Origin of the sequence: Marinobacterium aestuariivivens (assembly GCF_042661465.1) — a bacterium.
Classification (GTDB): domain Bacteria; phylum Pseudomonadota; class Gammaproteobacteria; order Pseudomonadales; family Balneatricaceae; genus Marinobacterium_A; species Marinobacterium_A aestuariivivens.
The window spans coordinates 3,566,446-3,583,530 of the sequence record NZ_JBHSWE010000001.1 but is presented as its reverse complement, the minus strand read 5'-3'; the positions used below and the strand labels follow the sequence as shown (position 1 = coordinate 3,583,530).

Annotated in this window: 13 protein-coding genes and 2 pseudogenes; 8 read left to right on the top strand and 7 right to left on the bottom strand. The window is 61.3% G+C overall.

Features of this window, described 5'->3' with window-relative positions:
* Positions 1-3 precede the first annotated feature (3 nt).
* Both ACFQDL_RS18710 and ACFQDL_RS18705 read right to left on the bottom strand, forming a co-directional pair.
* A pseudogene (locus tag ACFQDL_RS18710) lies at positions 4-218 on the bottom strand (proton-translocating transhydrogenase family protein).
* Between the two features lie 32 nt (positions 219-250).
* A complete protein-coding gene (locus ACFQDL_RS18705) occupies positions 251-1,513 on the bottom strand; it encodes a Re/Si-specific NAD(P)(+) transhydrogenase subunit alpha (protein ID WP_379910345.1) in 1,263 nt (420 codons plus the stop codon).
* 937 nt (positions 1,514-2,450) lie between these two features.
* On the opposite strand from ACFQDL_RS18705, the gene rlmF reads away from it, so the two are divergent.
* The 7 genes from rlmF to ACFQDL_RS18670 all read left to right on the top strand — a co-directional run bounded on the left by rlmF (position 2,451) and on the right by ACFQDL_RS18670 (position 10,860).
* Positions 2,451-3,419 carry a 23S rRNA (adenine(1618)-N(6))-methyltransferase RlmF gene (rlmF, locus tag ACFQDL_RS18700; RefSeq protein WP_379910344.1) on the top strand — a complete coding sequence of 323 codons (969 nt, stop codon included), beginning with the start codon at positions 2,451-2,453 and terminating at the stop codon, positions 3,417-3,419.
* 120 nt (positions 3,420-3,539) lie between these two features.
* Positions 3,540-4,436 (top strand): AraC family transcriptional regulator, encoded by an 897-nt coding sequence (locus tag ACFQDL_RS18695; protein WP_379910343.1) that lies wholly within the window; start codon positions 3,540-3,542, stop codon positions 4,434-4,436.
* Positions 4,437-4,830: 394 nt separating this feature from the next.
* Positions 4,831-6,147 (top strand): ABC transporter substrate-binding protein, encoded by a 1,317-nt coding sequence (locus ACFQDL_RS18690; RefSeq protein WP_379910342.1) that lies wholly within the window; start codon positions 4,831-4,833, stop codon positions 6,145-6,147.
* A gap of 257 nt (positions 6,148-6,404) precedes the next feature.
* A complete protein-coding gene (locus ACFQDL_RS18685; protein WP_379913175.1) occupies positions 6,405-7,211 on the top strand; it encodes a carbohydrate ABC transporter permease in 807 nt (268 codons plus the stop codon).
* Between the two features lie 17 nt (positions 7,212-7,228).
* Positions 7,229-8,062, top strand: coding sequence for a carbohydrate ABC transporter permease (locus ACFQDL_RS18680; RefSeq protein WP_465263944.1), 834 nt, complete (start codon positions 7,229-7,231; stop codon positions 8,060-8,062).
* A gap of 59 nt (positions 8,063-8,121) precedes the next feature.
* Positions 8,122-9,186, top strand: coding sequence for an ABC transporter ATP-binding protein (locus tag ACFQDL_RS18675; protein ID WP_379913173.1), 1,065 nt, complete (start codon positions 8,122-8,124; stop codon positions 9,184-9,186).
* A gap of 195 nt (positions 9,187-9,381) precedes the next feature.
* Entirely contained in the window at positions 9,382-10,860 is a 1,479-nt protein-coding gene (locus ACFQDL_RS18670; RefSeq protein WP_379910341.1) for a mannitol dehydrogenase family protein, read from the top strand.
* Between the two features lie 96 nt (positions 10,861-10,956).
* Here ACFQDL_RS18670 and ACFQDL_RS18665 read toward each other — a convergent pair whose 3' ends face one another.
* From ACFQDL_RS18665 to ACFQDL_RS18645, 5 genes and pseudogenes are all read right to left on the bottom strand, one after another.
* Positions 10,957-11,544 carry an antibiotic biosynthesis monooxygenase gene (locus ACFQDL_RS18665; protein ID WP_379910340.1) on the bottom strand — a complete coding sequence of 196 codons (588 nt, stop codon included), beginning with the start codon at positions 11,542-11,544 and terminating at the stop codon, positions 10,957-10,959.
* 227 nt (positions 11,545-11,771) lie between these two features.
* A complete protein-coding gene (locus tag ACFQDL_RS18660) occupies positions 11,772-12,728 on the bottom strand; it encodes a choline ABC transporter substrate-binding protein (RefSeq protein WP_379910339.1) in 957 nt (318 codons plus the stop codon).
* A 40-nt stretch (positions 12,729-12,768) separates the two neighbouring features.
* Positions 12,769-12,858, bottom strand: a complete 90-nt coding sequence (locus ACFQDL_RS18655; protein WP_379910338.1) for a hypothetical protein — start codon at positions 12,856-12,858, stop codon at positions 12,769-12,771.
* A 172-nt stretch (positions 12,859-13,030) separates the two neighbouring features.
* Positions 13,031-13,558 (bottom strand): annotated as a pseudogene (locus ACFQDL_RS18650) (sulfatase-like hydrolase/transferase); the annotation flags it as partial.
* Positions 13,555-14,292 carry a sulfatase-like hydrolase/transferase gene (locus tag ACFQDL_RS18645; RefSeq protein WP_379910337.1) on the bottom strand — a complete coding sequence of 246 codons (738 nt, stop codon included), beginning with the start codon at positions 14,290-14,292 and terminating at the stop codon, positions 13,555-13,557. The gene ACFQDL_RS18645 and the pseudogene ACFQDL_RS18650, both read right to left, overlap by 4 nt.
* 553 nt (positions 14,293-14,845) lie before the next feature.
* Between ACFQDL_RS18645 and ACFQDL_RS18640 the strand changes: the two genes are divergently transcribed.
* The gene (locus ACFQDL_RS18640) at positions 14,846-16,579 is read left to right on the top strand and encodes a BCCT family transporter (RefSeq protein ID WP_379910336.1); all 1,734 of its coding nucleotides are present in this window, start codon (positions 14,846-14,848) and stop codon (positions 16,577-16,579) included.
* The last annotated feature ends 506 nt before the right edge of the window (positions 16,580-17,085 follow it).

The following is a 17,085-nucleotide window of genomic DNA, read 5'->3' as shown; positions in this document are numbered from 1 at the left end:
CCCTTATTTCCGGAACATCCGCAGCATGCGCTGGGTCACGGCGAAGCCGCCGACAATGTTGATACTGGTGATGAAGACCGCCAGCGTCGCCAGCACCACCACCAGGGACTGTCGCTGGATATCTGGATGAGTGCACCGATGACGATGATGCTGCTGATGGCGTTGGTGACGCTCATCAACGGCGTGTGCAGCGAGTGCGAGACGCCCCAGATCACCATGTAGCCGATAAAGCAGGACAGCACGAACACCGTCAGGTGGCCGATAAAGGCCGGCGGCGCCACGGCGCCGAGGCCGAAGAGGCCAAGACCGGCGATCGCCAGCGGAATGAGGAAGGCCAGCGGGTGCGCCGGTTTCGGCGCGGCCTTTTCCAGCTCCGCCTTGGCCTTGTCACCGATATCCGCCTTCGGCGCCACGGACAGGCGCGGTGCGGGGGCGGCCAGGTCACGTCGCCCTCCTTCACCACGGTGGCACCGCGGATCACCTCGTCTTCCATGTTGACGTCGATCTCGCCGTTCTTTTCCGGGCACAGGTCCGTCAGCAGGTGACGCAGGTTGGTGGCATAGAGCTGGCTCGACTGCGCCGCCAGGCGGCTCGGCAGGTTGGTGTAGCCGATCAGGGTGACACCGTGCTTTTCCACCACTTCACCGGCGACCGTCAGCTTGCAGTTGCCGCCCGCTTCCGCCGCCAGGTCGACGATGACGCTGCCCGGCTTCATGCTTTCCACCATGGCTTCGGTGATCAGCTCCGGCGCCGGCTTGCCCGGGATCAGCGCGGTGGTGATGATGATGTCGACGTCCTTCGCCTGCTCGGCGAACAGCGCCATCTCGGCGGCGATGAACTCGGGGCTCATGGTCTTGGCGTAACCGCCCTGGCCGCTGCCGTCCTCATCCTTGAAGTCGAGCATCAGGAACTCGGCGTCCATGCTCTCGACCTGCTCCTTCACCTCGGGGCGGGTGTCGAAGGCACGCACGATGGCGCCCATGCTCTTGGCCGCGCCGATGGCGGCAAGGCCGGCGACACCGGCGCCGATCACCAGCACCTTGGCCGGCGGGATCTTGCCGGCGGCGGTGATCTGGCCGGTGAAGAAGCGGCCGAAATGCTGCGCCGCCTCGACCACGGCGCGGTAGCCGGCAATGTTGGCCATCGAGCTCAGCGCATCCATCTTCTGGGCGCGGGAAATGCGCGGCACCGAGTCCATCGCCAGCGCTGTGACGCCGCGTTCGGACAGTGCCTGCAGCATTTCCGGGTTCTGCGCCGGGTAGAGGAAGCTGATCAGGGTCTGGCCCTTGTCCAGCAGCTCGACGCCATAGAAGCCCAGCTCCGGGTGCTGAGTCGGCGGCCGCACTTTCATGACGATATCGGACGAACGCCACAGCTCCCGCGGATCCTCGACGATCTCGACGCCTGCAGCCCGATACTGTTCATCATCGAAACTGGCCGCTTGACCGGCATTGGTTTCGATCGCGAGGCTAAAGCCGAGCTTTTGCAGCTGTACGGCCACATCGGGGGTCAAAGCAACGCGCTTTTCCCCTCCTCGATCTCCCTTGGGACGCCTATTCGCATTGATACGTTCTCCTCAACTAAAAAGGCTGCAGATAAAAATACCGGCCCCACAGACAACTCTGCCTGTTCAGGGTCCGTTCTGATTGCTAATTCGGTACTTTGAAGGGTTTCGAAATACCCCTGCCTGATCGACTGCGCGCCGCCTGCGGTCAGACGCCGTTACACCGGGCCAGGCTGTTGGCCCCGGCCCGATGTCACGCAGGGCCCGCAACCCGGGCGTGAAGACCGGTCCCGCAACCGGATCTCCCCCGCCTTTGACCTGCGGTCCTTGCCCCCGCATCCGGCAGCACGGGACAAGGATCGCAGACAGTGCCCAGAGAATACTGCTCCGGCTTAAATTATGGTCGAGCGAAAACTTTCAAATATCCTGCTTTGGGAGTGACGGGCTCGAGAGTCCGTTATACTTTGGTACAACACGATAAAGGAGCACTTTACAAAACACAATGCCTTATTTCGACTTCAACCTGTCCTGAACCGACAGCCATATTAATTAACTTATAGATGCAATAACGGATAATTTAATATAAAAAACACCTACTACCATTCATAAAAAAACCCTTATCCAATAACGACACCTATTAACTCGTCGCACGACGCACCGAAAAACTTTTTTGGTACCGCTAACAAGACCATAAAAGCCAGGAAACCGTACAGTTTACGTTGCTGTGGTCACCCGCAAAACCATGCCAAAGGTGCTCGAACGCAGCAGTCAATGCAGATCCCGTACAGCAAGTCCCCTATAGCGACAGACCGGCCTGGCCTACCACCCGCCGAACGCCCTGCCTCGCCTCGAGCCGGTCAAGGCAGGCTTGCGCCGGCGACTCGCCGACGTTTTTCAACAGCCTGACAGGGGGTATACTGGCGCCCAACCCCGAGCAGATCCTCCCATGAACAAGCCTGATACCAAGCGCTCTGCCAAGCCGGAGCTCCATCCCCGCAACCCGCACCGCGCCAGGTACGATTTTCCCGCCCTGATCGCCGACAGCCCCGACCTGCAGCCCTTCATCAGGCCAAACAGGTTCGGCAATGAATCTATCGACTTTGGCGACGCCGCCGCCGTCAAGGCGCTCAACCGCGCCCTGCTGAAGCACTTTTACGGGGTGGCGTACTGGGACCTTCCCGCGGGATTTCTCTGCCCGCCCATTCCGGGCAGAGCCGACTACATCCATTACCTGGCCGACCTGCTGGCGACGTCGAACGACGGTTCAATTCCCCGGGGACCTGCAATCAAGGCCCTGGATATCGGCATTGGCGCCAACTGCATCTACCCCATTATCGGCACCCGGGAATACGGCTGGCGCTTTGTCGGCTCCGATATCAACACCACGGCGATTGCCGCGGCCAAAACCCTCGTCAGCGCAAACCCCTGCCTGGCAGGCAAAATCGAAGCCCGGCTGCAGGACCGGGACGACCGGATCTTTGCCGGCATCTGGCGTAACGGCGAGCGCTTCGATATCACCCTGTGCAACCCACCGTTCCACAGCTCGAAAGCAGCCATGACGGCGGAATCGAACCGCAAATGGCGCGGCCTCAAGCACGGAAAGGCCTCGGCGGCACCGAAACTCAACTTCGGCGGTCAGGCCAACGAACTCTGGTGCGATGGCGGCGAAGAAGCCTTCGTCTGCCGCATGGTGCGCGAGAGCAGGAGCTTTGGCGAACGCTGCTGCTGGTTTAGCTCCCTGGTCGCCAGACAGTCGAGCCTGTCCGGCATCTATCGGGAACTGAAGAAAGCAGGCGCCGCACAGGTCCGAACCGTCGAGATGGCCCAGGGACAGAAAATCAGCCGTTTTGTCACCTGGAGTTACCTCGGGCCGGAGCAGCGGGAGGCATGGCGGGCAGCCCGCTGGAAGGGATAGAAAACCCGGTGCACCGAAACATTCCATCGATCGGACGGTCTGATTTCTACGCCCAGCGGTTGCTAAACTGCAATGATGTTTTCCGGTAGCAGAGATACACCGAGATCAAGGCCGAATCCCGTGACAGACGTAAAAACGCAAATCAAGCCGGAGTTCGAATGGGTGGATCAGCAGGGAGATGAATCCATTCGCTACCTGCAGCATGGATACCCCTGCGACCTCGTGCGCTGGCATTACCACAAGGAATATGAGCTGCACTTGATCAAGGCGACCTCGGGGAAGGTATTTGTCGGCGACTATATCGGCAACTTCGGCCCCAACCAGCTGATACTGGTCGGTCCGAACCTGCCGCACAACTGGATCAGCCAGATGGCGGAGGGACAGTCGGTCGAGCTCCGTGACAGGGTCATCAATTTTTCCCAGGACTTCATCGAAACCTGCGCCGGCGCCATTCCCGAACTGCAGGTGCTGGAGCCGTTCTGGCAACGGGCAAGGTTCGGCATCGAGTTTCTTGATCCCGACACCGTCGCCAAAGCCGACAGCCTGTTCGAGGAATTGGCTGCATCCACCGGCTTTCGGCGCCTGACCCGCTTCTGGACACTGCTCGATCTGCTCGCCTCGACGCCGGAATACCGGCTGCTCTCATCCACCAGCTATATTCCGACGACCGACAAGAAGGTTCTGGAAAAAGTCAACGTGGCCATCCACTACATTCTTGAGCGTTACGACAAGGAGCTGTCGCTGGAGGACGTTGCCGCCCATCTGGACATGGCCCCCAGCTACTTCTCCAAGTTCTTCAAGAAGGCCACCGGCCACCGTTTTATCGATTTCGTCAACAGCCTGCGCATCAACCGGGCTTGCGAACGGCTGGCCCATACCGATGAACCGATTACCGATATCTGCTACGCGGTCGGTTACAACAATATCGCCAATTTCAATCGCCGCTTCCATGCCGTCAAGGGAATGACCCCCTCGGAATACCGGCGCGCCTCGGCGGACGCGCTGTACAGGGGCTAGAGCGCTTAGGAAGCCTGCCAACCTGACAGTTCGATCAGCTTCAGCGTCCGAACAACCGTTCCGCCCCGGTTATACAGCCTCTCCGGGGCCGGACAGGCCCCGTGTCCGGACGTCTTCGAGTGAACCCACCCATCTCCAGATATGTACTTTTTCGCCGCAAGACTGTGACAAGACTGCTGAAAAACCAACAAAACCACCGATACATGCGGCGCAACGCGGACTCACCTAAAGACAAATATCAAAAAAGTATAGATCTGAGTCAGCAGGGTATTTGTGCGGCACGTACCTGAAGTTGTGTAATGGATTCAGCCCAAGCCGCTTTGGCCAAGATGCGAAAACGGCAGGCCCCAAGAGCAGGTCGACCGACCCTATAACGATAAAAGAGGCTCGTAACGTGAAAAAATCACCGACTACCTCCGCCATACTGGCCGCCACCCTGACCGCCGGCGCCACGCTGGCGAGCGCCGCCACGACCGTCACCATCGGTACCGTCAACAACGGCGATATGATCCGGATGCAGGAGTTGTCTTCGGAGTTTGAAAAGTCCCATCCGGACATCAAGCTGGACTGGGTCGTGCTGGAGGAAAACGTGCTGCGCCAGCGCCTGACCACCGATATCGCGACAGAAGGCGGCCAGTTCGACGTCATGACCATCGGCATGTACGAAGCGCCCATCTGGGGCAAGAAGGGCTGGCTCGAGCCGATGACCGACCTTCCGGCCGAATACGACCTGGCCGATATCTTCCCCTCCGTGCGCAATGGCCTTTCGGCAGACGGCACCCTCTATGGCCTGCCGTTCTATTCCGAAAGCTCGATGACCTATTACCGCAAGGACCTGTTCGAGCAGGCCGGTCTGGAAATGCCGGAACAGCCGACCTGGGAACAGATGCTCGATTTCACCAAGGTGCTGCACAAGCCGGACGAGGAACAGTACGGCATCTGTCTGCGCGGCAAGGCCGGCTGGGGTGAGAACATGGCCCTGGTCACAACAGTTGCCAACACCTTCGGTGCGCGCTGGTTCGACGAGAACTGGAAACCCGAGTTCAACGGTGCTGAATGGCACGGTGCCATCAACTTCTATGTCGACCTGCTGGGCAACTATGGCCCGCCGGGCGCATCGTCCAACGGCTTCAACGAGAACCTGGCCCTGTTCAACTCCGGCAAATGCACGATGTGGGTCGATGCCACCGTCGCCGGGGCCTTCGTCACCGACAGGTCCCAGAGCAATATTGCCGACAAGGTCGGTTTCGCGCTGGCGCCGAAGCAGGTGACCGGGAATGGCGCCGGCTGGCTCTGGTCCTGGGGACTAGCCATTCCGGCCAGCTCCGACGCCAAGGACGCCGCCACCGAGTTCGTGACCTGGGCGACCTCCAAGACTTACAGTCAGCTGGTCGCCGACAAGTTCGGCATCGCCGCCATGCCACCCGGCAGCCGTGCCTCGACCTATGCCAACGCCGACTACATGGCCGCGGCACCGTTTGCCGCCCGGACACTGCAATCGATGGACCGGGCCGATCCGCAAAACGCCACACTGAAACCCTCTCCATATATCGGCATTCAGTTCGCCGCGATCCCGGAATTCCAGTCCATCGCGACCCAGGTCGGCAAGCTGGTTTCCGGGGCCCTGGCCGGTCAGATGTCGGTCGACCAGGCCCTGAAGAGCGCCCAGACCATCACCGAGCGTGAGATGAAGCGCGCCCGCTACTACTAAGTACGCCTCCAGGCCGGGGATTTCCCCGGCCACGCTTTGTACAGGGATGTACTTGTCTTGCGGGTGCATGGATGCACAGGAGCAGGGCCTCCTCAATAATGACAACAAGAGTCTGTCCCATGAGTATCTCAACTGTGCAAGCCGGGATGACGGTCGCACCGCAGACCGGTGTTGACACCGTGAAAGCCGAAAAGCGGCGGCAGAGCCGGGTCGGTCTGTTCACCGTATCGCCGTCGGTACTGGTGTTGCTGGTCTGGATGGCGGTGCCGCTGGCGATGACGGTCTATTTCTCGCTGATCCGCTACAACCTGCTCTATCCCGGCGACAACGAATTCGTCGGCTTCGAGAATTTCTACTACTTCCTCACCGATGAAGGCTTCGTCCATGGCGCCTTCAATACCCTCTGGCTGGTCGGCGCCGTGCTGCTGACCAGCGTCGTTGCCGGGGTGCTGATCGCGGTGCTGGTCGACGCGCCCTTCTGGGGCCGCGGCATCGTCCGGGTGCTGCTGATCTCGCCGTTCTTCATCATGCCGACGGTCAGCGCCCTGGTGTGGAAGAACCTGCTGCTACACCCGGTGTCCGGGGTCTTCGCCGCCGTCTGGAAGTTCTTCGGCGCCACCCCGGTGGACTGGTTCGCCGCCTATCCGCTGCAGGCGATCATCCTGATCGTGTCCTGGCAGTGGGTGCCGTTCGCGGTGCTGCTGCTGATGACGGCGATGCAGTCGCTCGACCAGGAGCAGAAGGATGCCGCCCGTCTCGACGGCGCCGGCCCGATCGCCATCTTCTGGCATATCACCCTGCCGCACCTGGCACGACCGATCGCGGTGGTGGTGATGATCGAGACCATCTTCCTGCTGTCGATCTTCGCCGAGATCTTCACCACCACCGGCGGCGGTCCGGGCTACGAGACCACCAACCTGGCCTATCTGATCTACAGCCAGGCGCTGCTGCAGTTCGATGTCGGCATGGCGAGTGCCGGCGGTCTGGTGGCGGTGGTGATCGCCAACATAGCGGCCTTCATCCTGATAAGAATGATAGGCAAGAACCTGACGGAAAAGGCCTAGGAGGACGGCATATGAGCATGTTGACCCTGAAACAAAGCCGTCGTCTGCAGACGGTGCTGCTCGGCGGCCTGGCCTGGCTGGTGGCGCTGACGATCTTCTTCCCGATCTTCTGGATGGTGCTGACCAGCTTCAAGACCGAGATCGACGCCTTCGCGACGCCGCCGCAGCTGTTCTTCACGCCGACGCTGGAGAACTACATCCATATCGACGCGCGCAGCGACTATTTCCACTTCGCCTGGAACTCGGTGGTCGTATCCTTCGGTTCGACCCTGGCCGGGATGCTGCTGGCGGTACCGGCGGCCTATTCGATGGCCTTCTTCGAAACCAGGCGCACCAAGTCGACGCTGCTGTGGATGCTGTCGACCAAGATGCTGCCGCCGGTCGGCGTACTGGTGCCGATCTACCTGCTGTTCAAGGATGCGGGCCTGCTCGACACCAAGACCGGCCTCGTCATCATCTACACCCTGATCAACCTGCCGATCATGGTGTGGATGGTATACACCTACTTCAAGGAAATTCCCAAGGACATCCTCGAAGCCGCGCGCCTCGACGGCGCCACCCCCGGGCAGGAGATCGTGCGGGTGCTGCTGCCGATCAGCAAGGGCGGCCTGGCCTCGACGGTGCTGCTGTCCCTGATCCTGAGCTGGAACGAGGCCTTCTGGTCGCTGAACCTGACCGCCTCCGCCGCCGCGCCGCTGACCGCGATGGTGGCGTCCTATTCGAGCCCCGAAGGGCTGTTCTGGGCCAAGCTCTCGGCCGTCTCGACCCTGGCCTGCGCACCGATCCTGATCTTCGGCTGGCTGAGCCAGAAACAGCTGGTCCGCGGTCTGTCCTTTGGCGCCGTCAAATAACAAGAGGTTTTCCCCATGGCTGATCTGACTATTCGCAACCTGAAAAAAGCTTCGAAGACATCGACATCATCAAAGGCATCGACCTGGACATCAGGGACCACGAGTTCGTGGTCTTCGTCGGCCCGTCCGGCTGCGGCAAGTCGACGCTGCTGCGCCTGATCGCCGGCCTCGAGGAGGTCACCAGCGGCAGTATCCATCTGGACGAGCGTGACATCACCGACGTGGCGCCGGCCAAGCGCGACCTGGCGATGGTGTTCCAGACCTACGCCCTCTACCCGCACATGACGGTGCGCAAGAACATGTCGTTCGCCCTGGAGCTGGCCGGCGTCAGCAGAGCCGAGATCGACAACAAGGTCAACGAGGCCGCCAGGATTCTCGAACTCGGCCACCTGCTGGATCGCAAGCCCAAGGCACTGTCCGGCGGTCAGCGCCAGCGCGTGGCGATCGGCCGCTCCATCGTGCGCCATCCCAAGATTTTTCTGTTCGACGAACCGCTGTCGAACCTCGATGCGGCGCTGCGGGTACAGATGCGCCTGGAGCTGGCGCGGCTGCACCACGAACTGAACGCCACGATGATCTACGTCACCCACGACCAGGTCGAGGCGATGACGCTGGCCGACAAGGTGGTGGTGCTTAACGGCGGCCGCATCGAGCAGGTCGGCTCGCCGCTGGAGCTCTATCACCATCCGGTCAACCAGTTCGTCGCCGGTTTTATCGGCACCCCGAAGATGGCCTTCCTGAAAGGAAAGGTGGCAAAAGCCGAGCATGCCGGCGTCAGCGTGGCGCTCGACTGCGGCCCCGAATATCAGCTGGCGCTGGATGGCAGCGGTCTCAAGGCGGGCGATGCGGTGACTCTCGGTGTGCGGCCCGAGCATATCGAAGTGGTCGCGGCCGATGCCAGCCCGTTCCGGGTCACCCTGGACGTCACCGAGCACCTGGGCGCCGACACCTACTGCTACGTCAAGGCGGATAACGGCGAGACGCTGACCGTGCGCGCCGGCGGCGATTTCGCCGGCCGTTTCGGCGAGCAGGTGGGACTGGCGCCGGAGCTGGCGCACTGCCACCTGTTCGACAAAGAGGGCCGGGCGGTGCCCAAGCCCGGCGCTCCGGCCCAGGCCGCCTGACCATAGTGGGAGCTGCGCCCCGCAACGAATGAGGTTTCTGCATACCTCCGTGCCAACGATATTCGCACCGGGGCGGCGCTCCTACGGGCCGACCGAACGCCGTAGGAGCTGCGCCCCCGCAGCGAATAAAGGTAGCGCCCAGACACACCGAAACGCCATTTCCAATGCCTTCAATCCGGCCAAGGTAACGAACAGATGAAACTCAAGGCTGAAAACCTGTCACTTCTGGGTGACGGCATTCTCAAGCCCGCCTACGACCGCAACCGGCTCCGTCATGGAATCGTGCACATAGGCGTGGGTGGCTTTCACCGCGCCCATCAGGCGGTGTATACCGACGAACTGCTGCAACGGGGCGGAAGTCTCGACTGGGGCATATGCGGTGTCGGCCTGCGTGACAGCGATAAGGCCATGCAGCGGGTGCTCGAGGATCAGGATCATCTCTACTCGGTCATGACGCTGGGCGCGGCGACAGCGCCTGCGGTTCAGGTCATCGGCGCCATCAGCGCGTACCTTTTTGCCCCCGACGCCCCCGACGCGGTCATCGAAAAGCTCGCCTGTGCCGACACCCGCATCGTATCCCTGACCATCACCGAAGGCGGCTACCTGATCGACGACCATAGCGGTGAATTCGATTTCTCTCATCCGGATATCGAACATGACCTCGCACACCCCGGGACGCCCCGCAGCGTTTTCGGTTACCTGAGCGCTGCGCTGGGCAAAAGGCGCGATCGCGGCCTGCCCGCCTTTACCCTGCTGTCATGCGACAACCTCCCTCAGAATGGCGACCGGGCCCGCCAGGCTCTGCTCGGATTTGCCCGGCGACAAAATCCGGTACTGGCGGACTGGATCGCGCAGCATGTCACCTTTCCCAACAGCATGGTCGATCGCATCACGCCGATGACCACTGCCGCCCACAAGGCGCTGTTGCGCAACGAAACCGGTCTCGATGACGGCTGGCCGGTGGTCTGCGAATCCTTCACCCAGTGGGTGCTGGAAGATGATTTCTGCAACGGGCGCCCGGAATGGGAAAGCGTCGGCGTGCAGTTTACTCAGGACGTGACGCCCTACGAAAAGATGAAAATGCGGCTGCTCAATGCCGGCCATTCGGCGATGAGTTACCTGGGCTACATGGCCGGCTACCGCTACAGTCATGAAGTGATGCGGGATCCACAGTTCGCGGCCTTTATTCGCACCTTTATGGATGCCGACGTGACACCGACACTCGGCATCATCGCCGGTATCGACCTGGAACGCTACAAGGATACCCTGATAGAACGTTTCTCCAACCCGAGCATTGGCGATCAGCTGTCCCGCCTGTGCATGGATGGCTCCAGCAAAATACCCAAGTTCATTCTCGCCACCCTGGAGGAGCGGCTCGCCGCAGAGGCATCCATCGCACGCTTTGCGCTGATTCTTGCCAGCTGGGCGCTGTATCTGCGCGGCGCACTGCAGGCGGATGCGGATTACAGAGTGGAAGACCCCGCAGCGCCCAGGCTCCTGCAGGCCTGCCGGCAACCCGACGGGCTTTGCGCGCGTTTTCTGGGGCTGGAGGAGATATACGGCAGTCGCCTGCACGCATCTGCCGCCCTGAACTCGGCATTCGAAGCGGCGCTGTACCGACTCGAAACGCAGGGCATTGCCGCGACACTCGATGAACCTGATCTGGTCGCCTGAGCCCGGGTATCCCCTATAGACGCTTACGCGGTAGCAAATGACGGTCCCGGGCGCCCGACAGCGACGTGCCGTCAAGCTGCGATGAAACTATTCCCCTCACCGCACATCGCGCTCGCGTTTCGGGTAGAGCCAGAAGGCAAACCAGCGCGTAAAGCGCGGCATGGCCACATAGGACATCAGGATCATCACGACCGCCGTGACGACCAGGGTACGCAGCAACAACGGCAGCTGTGCCAGCACCTCGCCAAACAGAAAGAAAATCAGGGTGACAAGCGGATACAGGGCCAGCCAGCTGACCGCGGTCATCTTGTACTTGGGTGGTGGCTGCACCGGGTTGTGGCCCGGCAGGGTGAACCAGTTGATGATGCCGTCGGTGACTTCGACCTGGCTCGGCTGCTGGAGCAGCGGTTCCAGCTGCTTGAGGATCCCGGCCCGGGTGCCGGACTGGTGCCAGCGCGCGAGATCCGCCTGGCTGGCGAACTGGAAAATGATACGGTACTCGGGATCCTGGGGTGACACCGGACGAAAAAGATGGGTGCCCATATAGCCGGCATAGTGGGACGCGGCTTCCGTCATCTGACTGCTCAGGCGTTCGAACTCCGCCTCTTTGCCGGGGCTCACCCGACGCGAGATGACAACGGTCACGCCCTCCGGGCTGAAGTCTGTCTTCGGCTGATCATTCATGCTTCGGATATCCTGGCTGTCGATGCTGACCGGGCCGGAGGACACCCCGGCCCGCATTCATGATGGGACGATTATCGGCAGCGGACACACCCGGCTCAACGGAGCAGCCGGCAATCTATGATTCCACTTTTGAGATCATCGAACTGGCGATCGCTGCTCATCGGGCTGGAGACAAGCCCCCTGCGCAGAAGCGACAATAACAGCCGGGGCTCCTCAGGCTGGCGGTATCAGCCCCCGGTCACGCCGAGGTGGCGCTGGACCGCCTCGAGGCCCGACTGGCCGTCCAGGGTGCTGACGCCCTCGAGCCAGGTGCCCAGCACCTCCGGATTGGCGACCAGCCAGTCCCGGGCGGCATCGGGCGCATCCTTGCCGTCGTCGAGGATGCCGCTCATGACTTCGCTCTCCATCTCGACCGTGAACTGCAGGTTGTCCAGCAGGGCCGCCACATTCGGGCAATCCTGCCGGTACCCCTTGCGGGTCAGGGTGTAGATGGTGGCGCCGCCGTAATCCGGCCCGAAGTAGTCGTCACCGCCGGACAGGTAGGCCATGTCGACGTGCAGGTTCATCGGGTGCGGAGCCCAGCCCAGGTAGACGATATAGTCCTGCTTGCGCACGGCCCGGCGTACCTGGCTCAGCATCGCCTGCTCGCCCGACTCCACCAGGCGCCAGCCGTCGAGCCCGAATTCGCCGGTATCGATCATCTTCTGGATCAGGCCGTTCGCCGGCGCGCCCGGATCGATGCCATAGATCCTGCGGCTGAACTGGTCGGCGTGCCTGCCCAGGTCGGCGAAACTCCGGACACCGGCATCGTAGGCATACCTGGGCACGGCCAGGGTGAACTTGGCCCCTTCCAGATTGGCCCGCACCTTATCGACATCGCTGCCGTACTTGTCGATAAACGCCTGCTGGGCCGGCATCCAGTTGCCCAGGAAAACATCGATTTCGTTTTTCTTCAGGCTTTCGAAACCGATGGGGACCGCCAGAAGATCGACCGACGTCCTGTACCCCAGGCCGTCGAGCAACGTCGACGCCAGCGCATTGGTGACACTGATGTCGGTCCAGCCCGGATCGGTAAAGCGCACCAGTTGGCACTGCTGCGGATCACCGGCCTGAGCCGTGGCCGCGACCAGCATGGACGCTGCCAGGAAAGTTCCACCCAGGTACCGCTTTATCTTATTGTTCATGTTGTCGATCCTCTCGTTCGGGGGTTGGGCACCGGTAGCCTCAGTCGGCTACCCGCGGAAAGCGTGCTCTGGCCTCGAGATCATCCAGGTCGATGGTGTTGCGCATGTACTGCTGGCTTGCATCCACCATCGGCTGGAAATCCCAGGGTGACCTTGCCCTTCGTCAGCGACCGCGCCACGAGGCGACGACGACGCTGGCTCCAGAGCACGTCCCCGGTGACCTGGTCGAAATCCCAGCGCGCGGCGACTTCCTGGCGGAACTCCTCCACCAGCCCTGCATGTTCGGGGCTGCCAACCAGGTTGGTCAGTTCCTGCGGATCACGGCTGAGGTCGAACAGCTGATCGGGATCGGCCGGTGTATGCACGAACTTGAAGGCGCCGCGACGAATCATCACCAGCGGGGCAATCGCGCCTTCGCCCATGTATTCGCCGATCACTTCGTCGTGCCCCTGTTCGCCGTTCAGGTGCGGCAGCAGGCTGCGCCCCTCGATCGGCGTAACGGTTTCGGCCGGCGGGCCGGCCTGCGCCAGTTCCAGGAAGGTCGGCAGCAGGTCCAGGGTCGAGACGCTGGCCGCCACCCGTCGCGGTGCGAACTGCTCCGGTGCATAGACGATCATCGGCACACGGGCGGACGGCTCGAACCAGCTCATCTTGTACCAGAGGCCCCGCTCACCCAGCATGTCGCCGTGGTCGCCGGAGAAGACGACGATGGTGTTACGGTCGAGCCCGGTCTCCTTCAGCGTCTTCATCAGTTCACCGATCTTGTCGTCGACGTAGCTGATGTTGCCGTAATAGGCGCGACGGGCATTGCGTACCTGCTCGTCGGTCACGGCGGTCTTGTCGGCCTCGTAGACGAACTGCAGGCGCCTGGAATGCGGATCCTGGTCTTGGGGGCGATCTGGACCGACGGCAGGTCGATCTCGACGTCGTCGTAACGGTTCCAGTACTCCTCGGTGCAGGCGTAGGGGTCATGGGGATGGGTCATCGACACGGTCAGGCAGAACGGACGCTTGTCGTTGCCACGCACATGGTCGTAGAGGTATCGCCTGGCGTTGAACACCACCTCGTCATCGAAATCCAGCTGGTTGGTCCGCACGCAGGTCCCGGCCTGGGTGATCGAGGACATGTTGTGGTAGTAGCTCGGGCGTTTCTCGAATTCATCCCAGTTCACGACCCAGCCGAAGTCCGCCGGGTAGATGTCGCTCGTCAGGCGCTCTTCGTAGCCGTGCAACTGGTCCGGACCGCAGAAATGCATCTTGCCGGACAGTGCGGTGCGGTAGCCGCCATCCCGCAGGTAATGGGCAAAGGTCGGAATATCGGCCGGCAGCTCCGCGGCATTGTCGTAGGCGCCGATCTTCGACGGCAGACGGCCGGTCATCAGCACGAAGCGAGACGGCGCACAGAGCGGGCTGTTGCAGTAGGCGGAATCGAAGACCACGCCACCTTCGGCCAGTGCATCGAGATTCGGTGTCTTGACGACCGACTGCGGATTGTAGATCGGCAGTACGGGTGCCGCCATCTGATCGGCCATGATAAAGAGAATGTTGGGCTGTTGCGTGCTCATGGGTGCTCCTGTCAATGAATTCAGGCCGGCTTAACTCTTAGTTTTGTTAATGTCACTTCAGCGTTAACCTGGCTCGATCTTGCCTAGGGTCATCGACACTGTAAACTGGGGCCGAGCTAATGGCTGACATCATAATTACTAATGCCATTAAAGCACCTCCTCCGCTCACAGCATGTATATACAGACAACATGCCCGGAAGCGACGGGTGCAACACCGCTCACGACATAAGCAAATATGATCACACCCATTAGCCTGCACTCGGTTTACAGACTCGCCGGCACTGGGCATTATCAATGCCAGCATCCGCCTCGCAGGACAGCATAAAACCGGTGGTCAATAAAAAATAAAGGCAGTGCCCGCCTGCCCGTTTTTTAAGGAGTTACTGAAAAGAAAAGATTATCCGCCCTCCCCGAAGAAATTTTAATCGCCGGTAGATTCCGGTGATCTACGAATAAAACGCCAGGGGCGCACGAAGGAATATTTTCATTGCTATTGGGACATGAAAATTAAAATAAAAGCAAATAATCCAACACAGTCTGACGAGGAAAGCCCATGCTCTCCAGTGAAAAGATAGATGCTCTTATCGAGCCCAGAGGGGTATTGAAGGGATTAAACTCCACCCTGGGCATCACCGCGATCACCATGATCGTGTTTTTCATGCTTTACGCGATTCTGCTCGGTAAAACAGCCAACGAACAGTTTCTGGGACTGAAAACCTGGATCGAAAGTACCCTGGGATGGTACTACGTCCTGATGATGTTTCTGGCGTTCCTGGTCTGCATCTACGTCACCTTCTCCCGCGTCGGCAGGATACGGCTCGGCAGTGACGACGACCGGCCCGAATTCAGCAACTTCGCCTGGTTTTCGATGCTGTTCGGCTGCGGCACCGGCGCCGCCCTGCTGTTCTTCGGCGTATCCGAGCCGATGATCCATTTCGCCAGCGGCTGGAGCGGCGGCAACCCCTTCCTCAGCCATGAGGTCAAGGCGGCGGTCGCGGCCTTTTTCGAGGCGAAACGCATCGCGCTGGAAAATGGCCTGCTGCCCGGCGATGCGGGATTCCCGGTGCCGAGCGACCTGGTCGCCGAGGCCGCCGCCGGCGGTCTCAAGCTGACGATCTTCCACTGGGGCACCATCGCCTGGGCCATGTACGGCATCGTCGGTCTGTCGCTGGCCTACTTCGCGTTCCGCAAGGGACTGCCGCTGTCGATGCGCTCGGCGCTCTATCCGCTGATCGGCAACAGGATCTACGGTCCGATTGGCCATACCGTCGATATCCTGACCGTATTCGGCACCATCTTCGGCATCTCCACGACGCTCGGACTCGGCGTCGAGCAGATCGGCTCCGGCCTGGTCTCGCTGGGCTTTCTGGCGGAAAAGTCCCAGACCGTCACGGTCGTCTCGATTGTTCTCATCACCATCGTCGCCACCGCCTCGGCGACCAGCGGCGTCGCCAAGGGCATCAAGCGGCTGTCGACACTGAACTCCTGGATCTGTGTCGCAATCCTGTCCTACTTCCTGCTGGCCAGCAATACCAACTACCTGATCGCCAGCTCGGTCACCGCGCTAGGTGACTACATCTCCGACGCCGTCTCCATGACGCTCTGGACCGCCCGCAGCCCCGAGGAGCGCGTCTGGCAGGGCGGCTGGACCATCTTCTACTGGGGCTGGTGGATCGCCTGGGCCGGCTTCGTCGGCATGTTCATCGCGCGCATCTCCCGCGGCCGCACCATTCGCGAGTTCATGCTCGGCGTCATGTTCATCCCGTCCATCGTGGCGCTGGTCTGGTTCGGCGTGCTCGGCTCCGCCGGCATTTACGAATCGATCTACGGCACCGACATGACGATCTACGATGCCGCCGTCAACAACTGGGACTATGCCGGAGCCTTCTACGCCATCTTCGACGTGCTGACACCCGGCACCATCGCGACGCTGGCCAAAGCCGCGGCGCTGGCGGTGGTGGTCATTTTCTTCGTCACCTCCGCCGATTCCGGCACCCTGGTGCTGGGCCGCCTGCTGGCGTTCGGCCGCCGCCCGCCGGTGCAGCAGCGCATCATCTGGGGCTCGGTCCTCGGCGCCGTAACGCTGATCCTGCTGGTACTCGGCGGTGACCAGGCCATGAAGTCGCTGCAGGCGGCATCGATCGCCGGCGCCCTGCCCTTCACCTTCGTGCTGCTGGGAATGATGGTGGGGCTGATCAAGTCGCTGCGCGAGGACGGCGAAACCATCGTCGACAACGAGGCGCATATCAAGCGGATGATCGAGCGCGAGATCGCCGACCTGTCGTAACGCCAGGGCAAGAATGAAGATTGGGTAGGATGGGTGGAACGACGCCTGCCACCGGACATCCGCCCTTACGCAGCCGGGGCGTCGTGTAACCCATCTTTGGGCTCCGGATCAGCACCGCAGAAACCGGATCATCGATGGGTTACGCTGCCCCGAGCGACGGTGCCATGCAGCAATACAGGGCCCATGGCAGCTTCACCCATCCTACAATCCCCCGACCGGAGGGCCAAGTTTTGCCTCATCGCGCTTCCCTGCGAAGAATGTAGATTGGGTAGGATGGGTAGAACGACGCCTGCCACCGGACGTCCGCCCTTACGCAGCCGGGGCGTCGTGTAACCCATCTTTGGGCTCCGGATCAGCACCGCAGAAACCGGATCATCGATGGGTTACGCTGCCCCGAGCGACGGTGCCATGCGGCAATACAGGGCCCATGGCAGCTTCTCCCATCCTACAATCCCCCGACCGGAGGGCCGTTTTCATGGCTTATCGCGGATCCGCGGATAAACCGC

What these genes read in the sequence shown, in the direction of transcription:
- rlmF (WP_379910344.1), top strand. Translation starts at nt 2,451, where the DNA reads ATGAACAAGCCTGATACCAAGCGCTCTGCCAAGCCGGAGCTCCATCCC.
- ACFQDL_RS18685 (WP_379913175.1), top strand. Translation starts at nt 6,405, where the DNA reads ATGGCGGTGCCGCTGGCGATGACGGTCTATTTCTCGCTGATCCGCTAC.
- ACFQDL_RS18680 (WP_465263944.1), top strand. Translation starts at nt 7,229, where the DNA reads ATGTTGACCCTGAAACAAAGCCGTCGTCTGCAGACGGTGCTGCTCGGC.
- ACFQDL_RS18670 (WP_379910341.1), top strand. Translation starts at nt 9,382, where the DNA reads ATGAAACTCAAGGCTGAAAACCTGTCACTTCTGGGTGACGGCATTCTC.
- ACFQDL_RS18665 (WP_379910340.1), bottom strand. Translation starts at nt 11,544, where the DNA reads ATGAATGATCAGCCGAAGACAGACTTCAGCCCGGAGGGCGTGACCGTT.
- ACFQDL_RS18660 (WP_379910339.1), bottom strand. Translation starts at nt 12,728, where the DNA reads ATGAACAATAAGATAAAGCGGTACCTGGGTGGAACTTTCCTGGCAGCG.
- ACFQDL_RS18655 (WP_379910338.1), bottom strand. Translation starts at nt 12,858, where the DNA reads ATGGTGGATGCAAGCCAGCAGTACATGCGCAACACCATCGACCTGGAT.
- ACFQDL_RS18645 (WP_379910337.1), bottom strand. Translation starts at nt 14,292, where the DNA reads ATGAGCACGCAACAGCCCAACATTCTCTTTATCATGGCCGATCAGATG.
- ACFQDL_RS18640 (WP_379910336.1), top strand. Translation starts at nt 14,846, where the DNA reads ATGCTCTCCAGTGAAAAGATAGATGCTCTTATCGAGCCCAGAGGGGTA.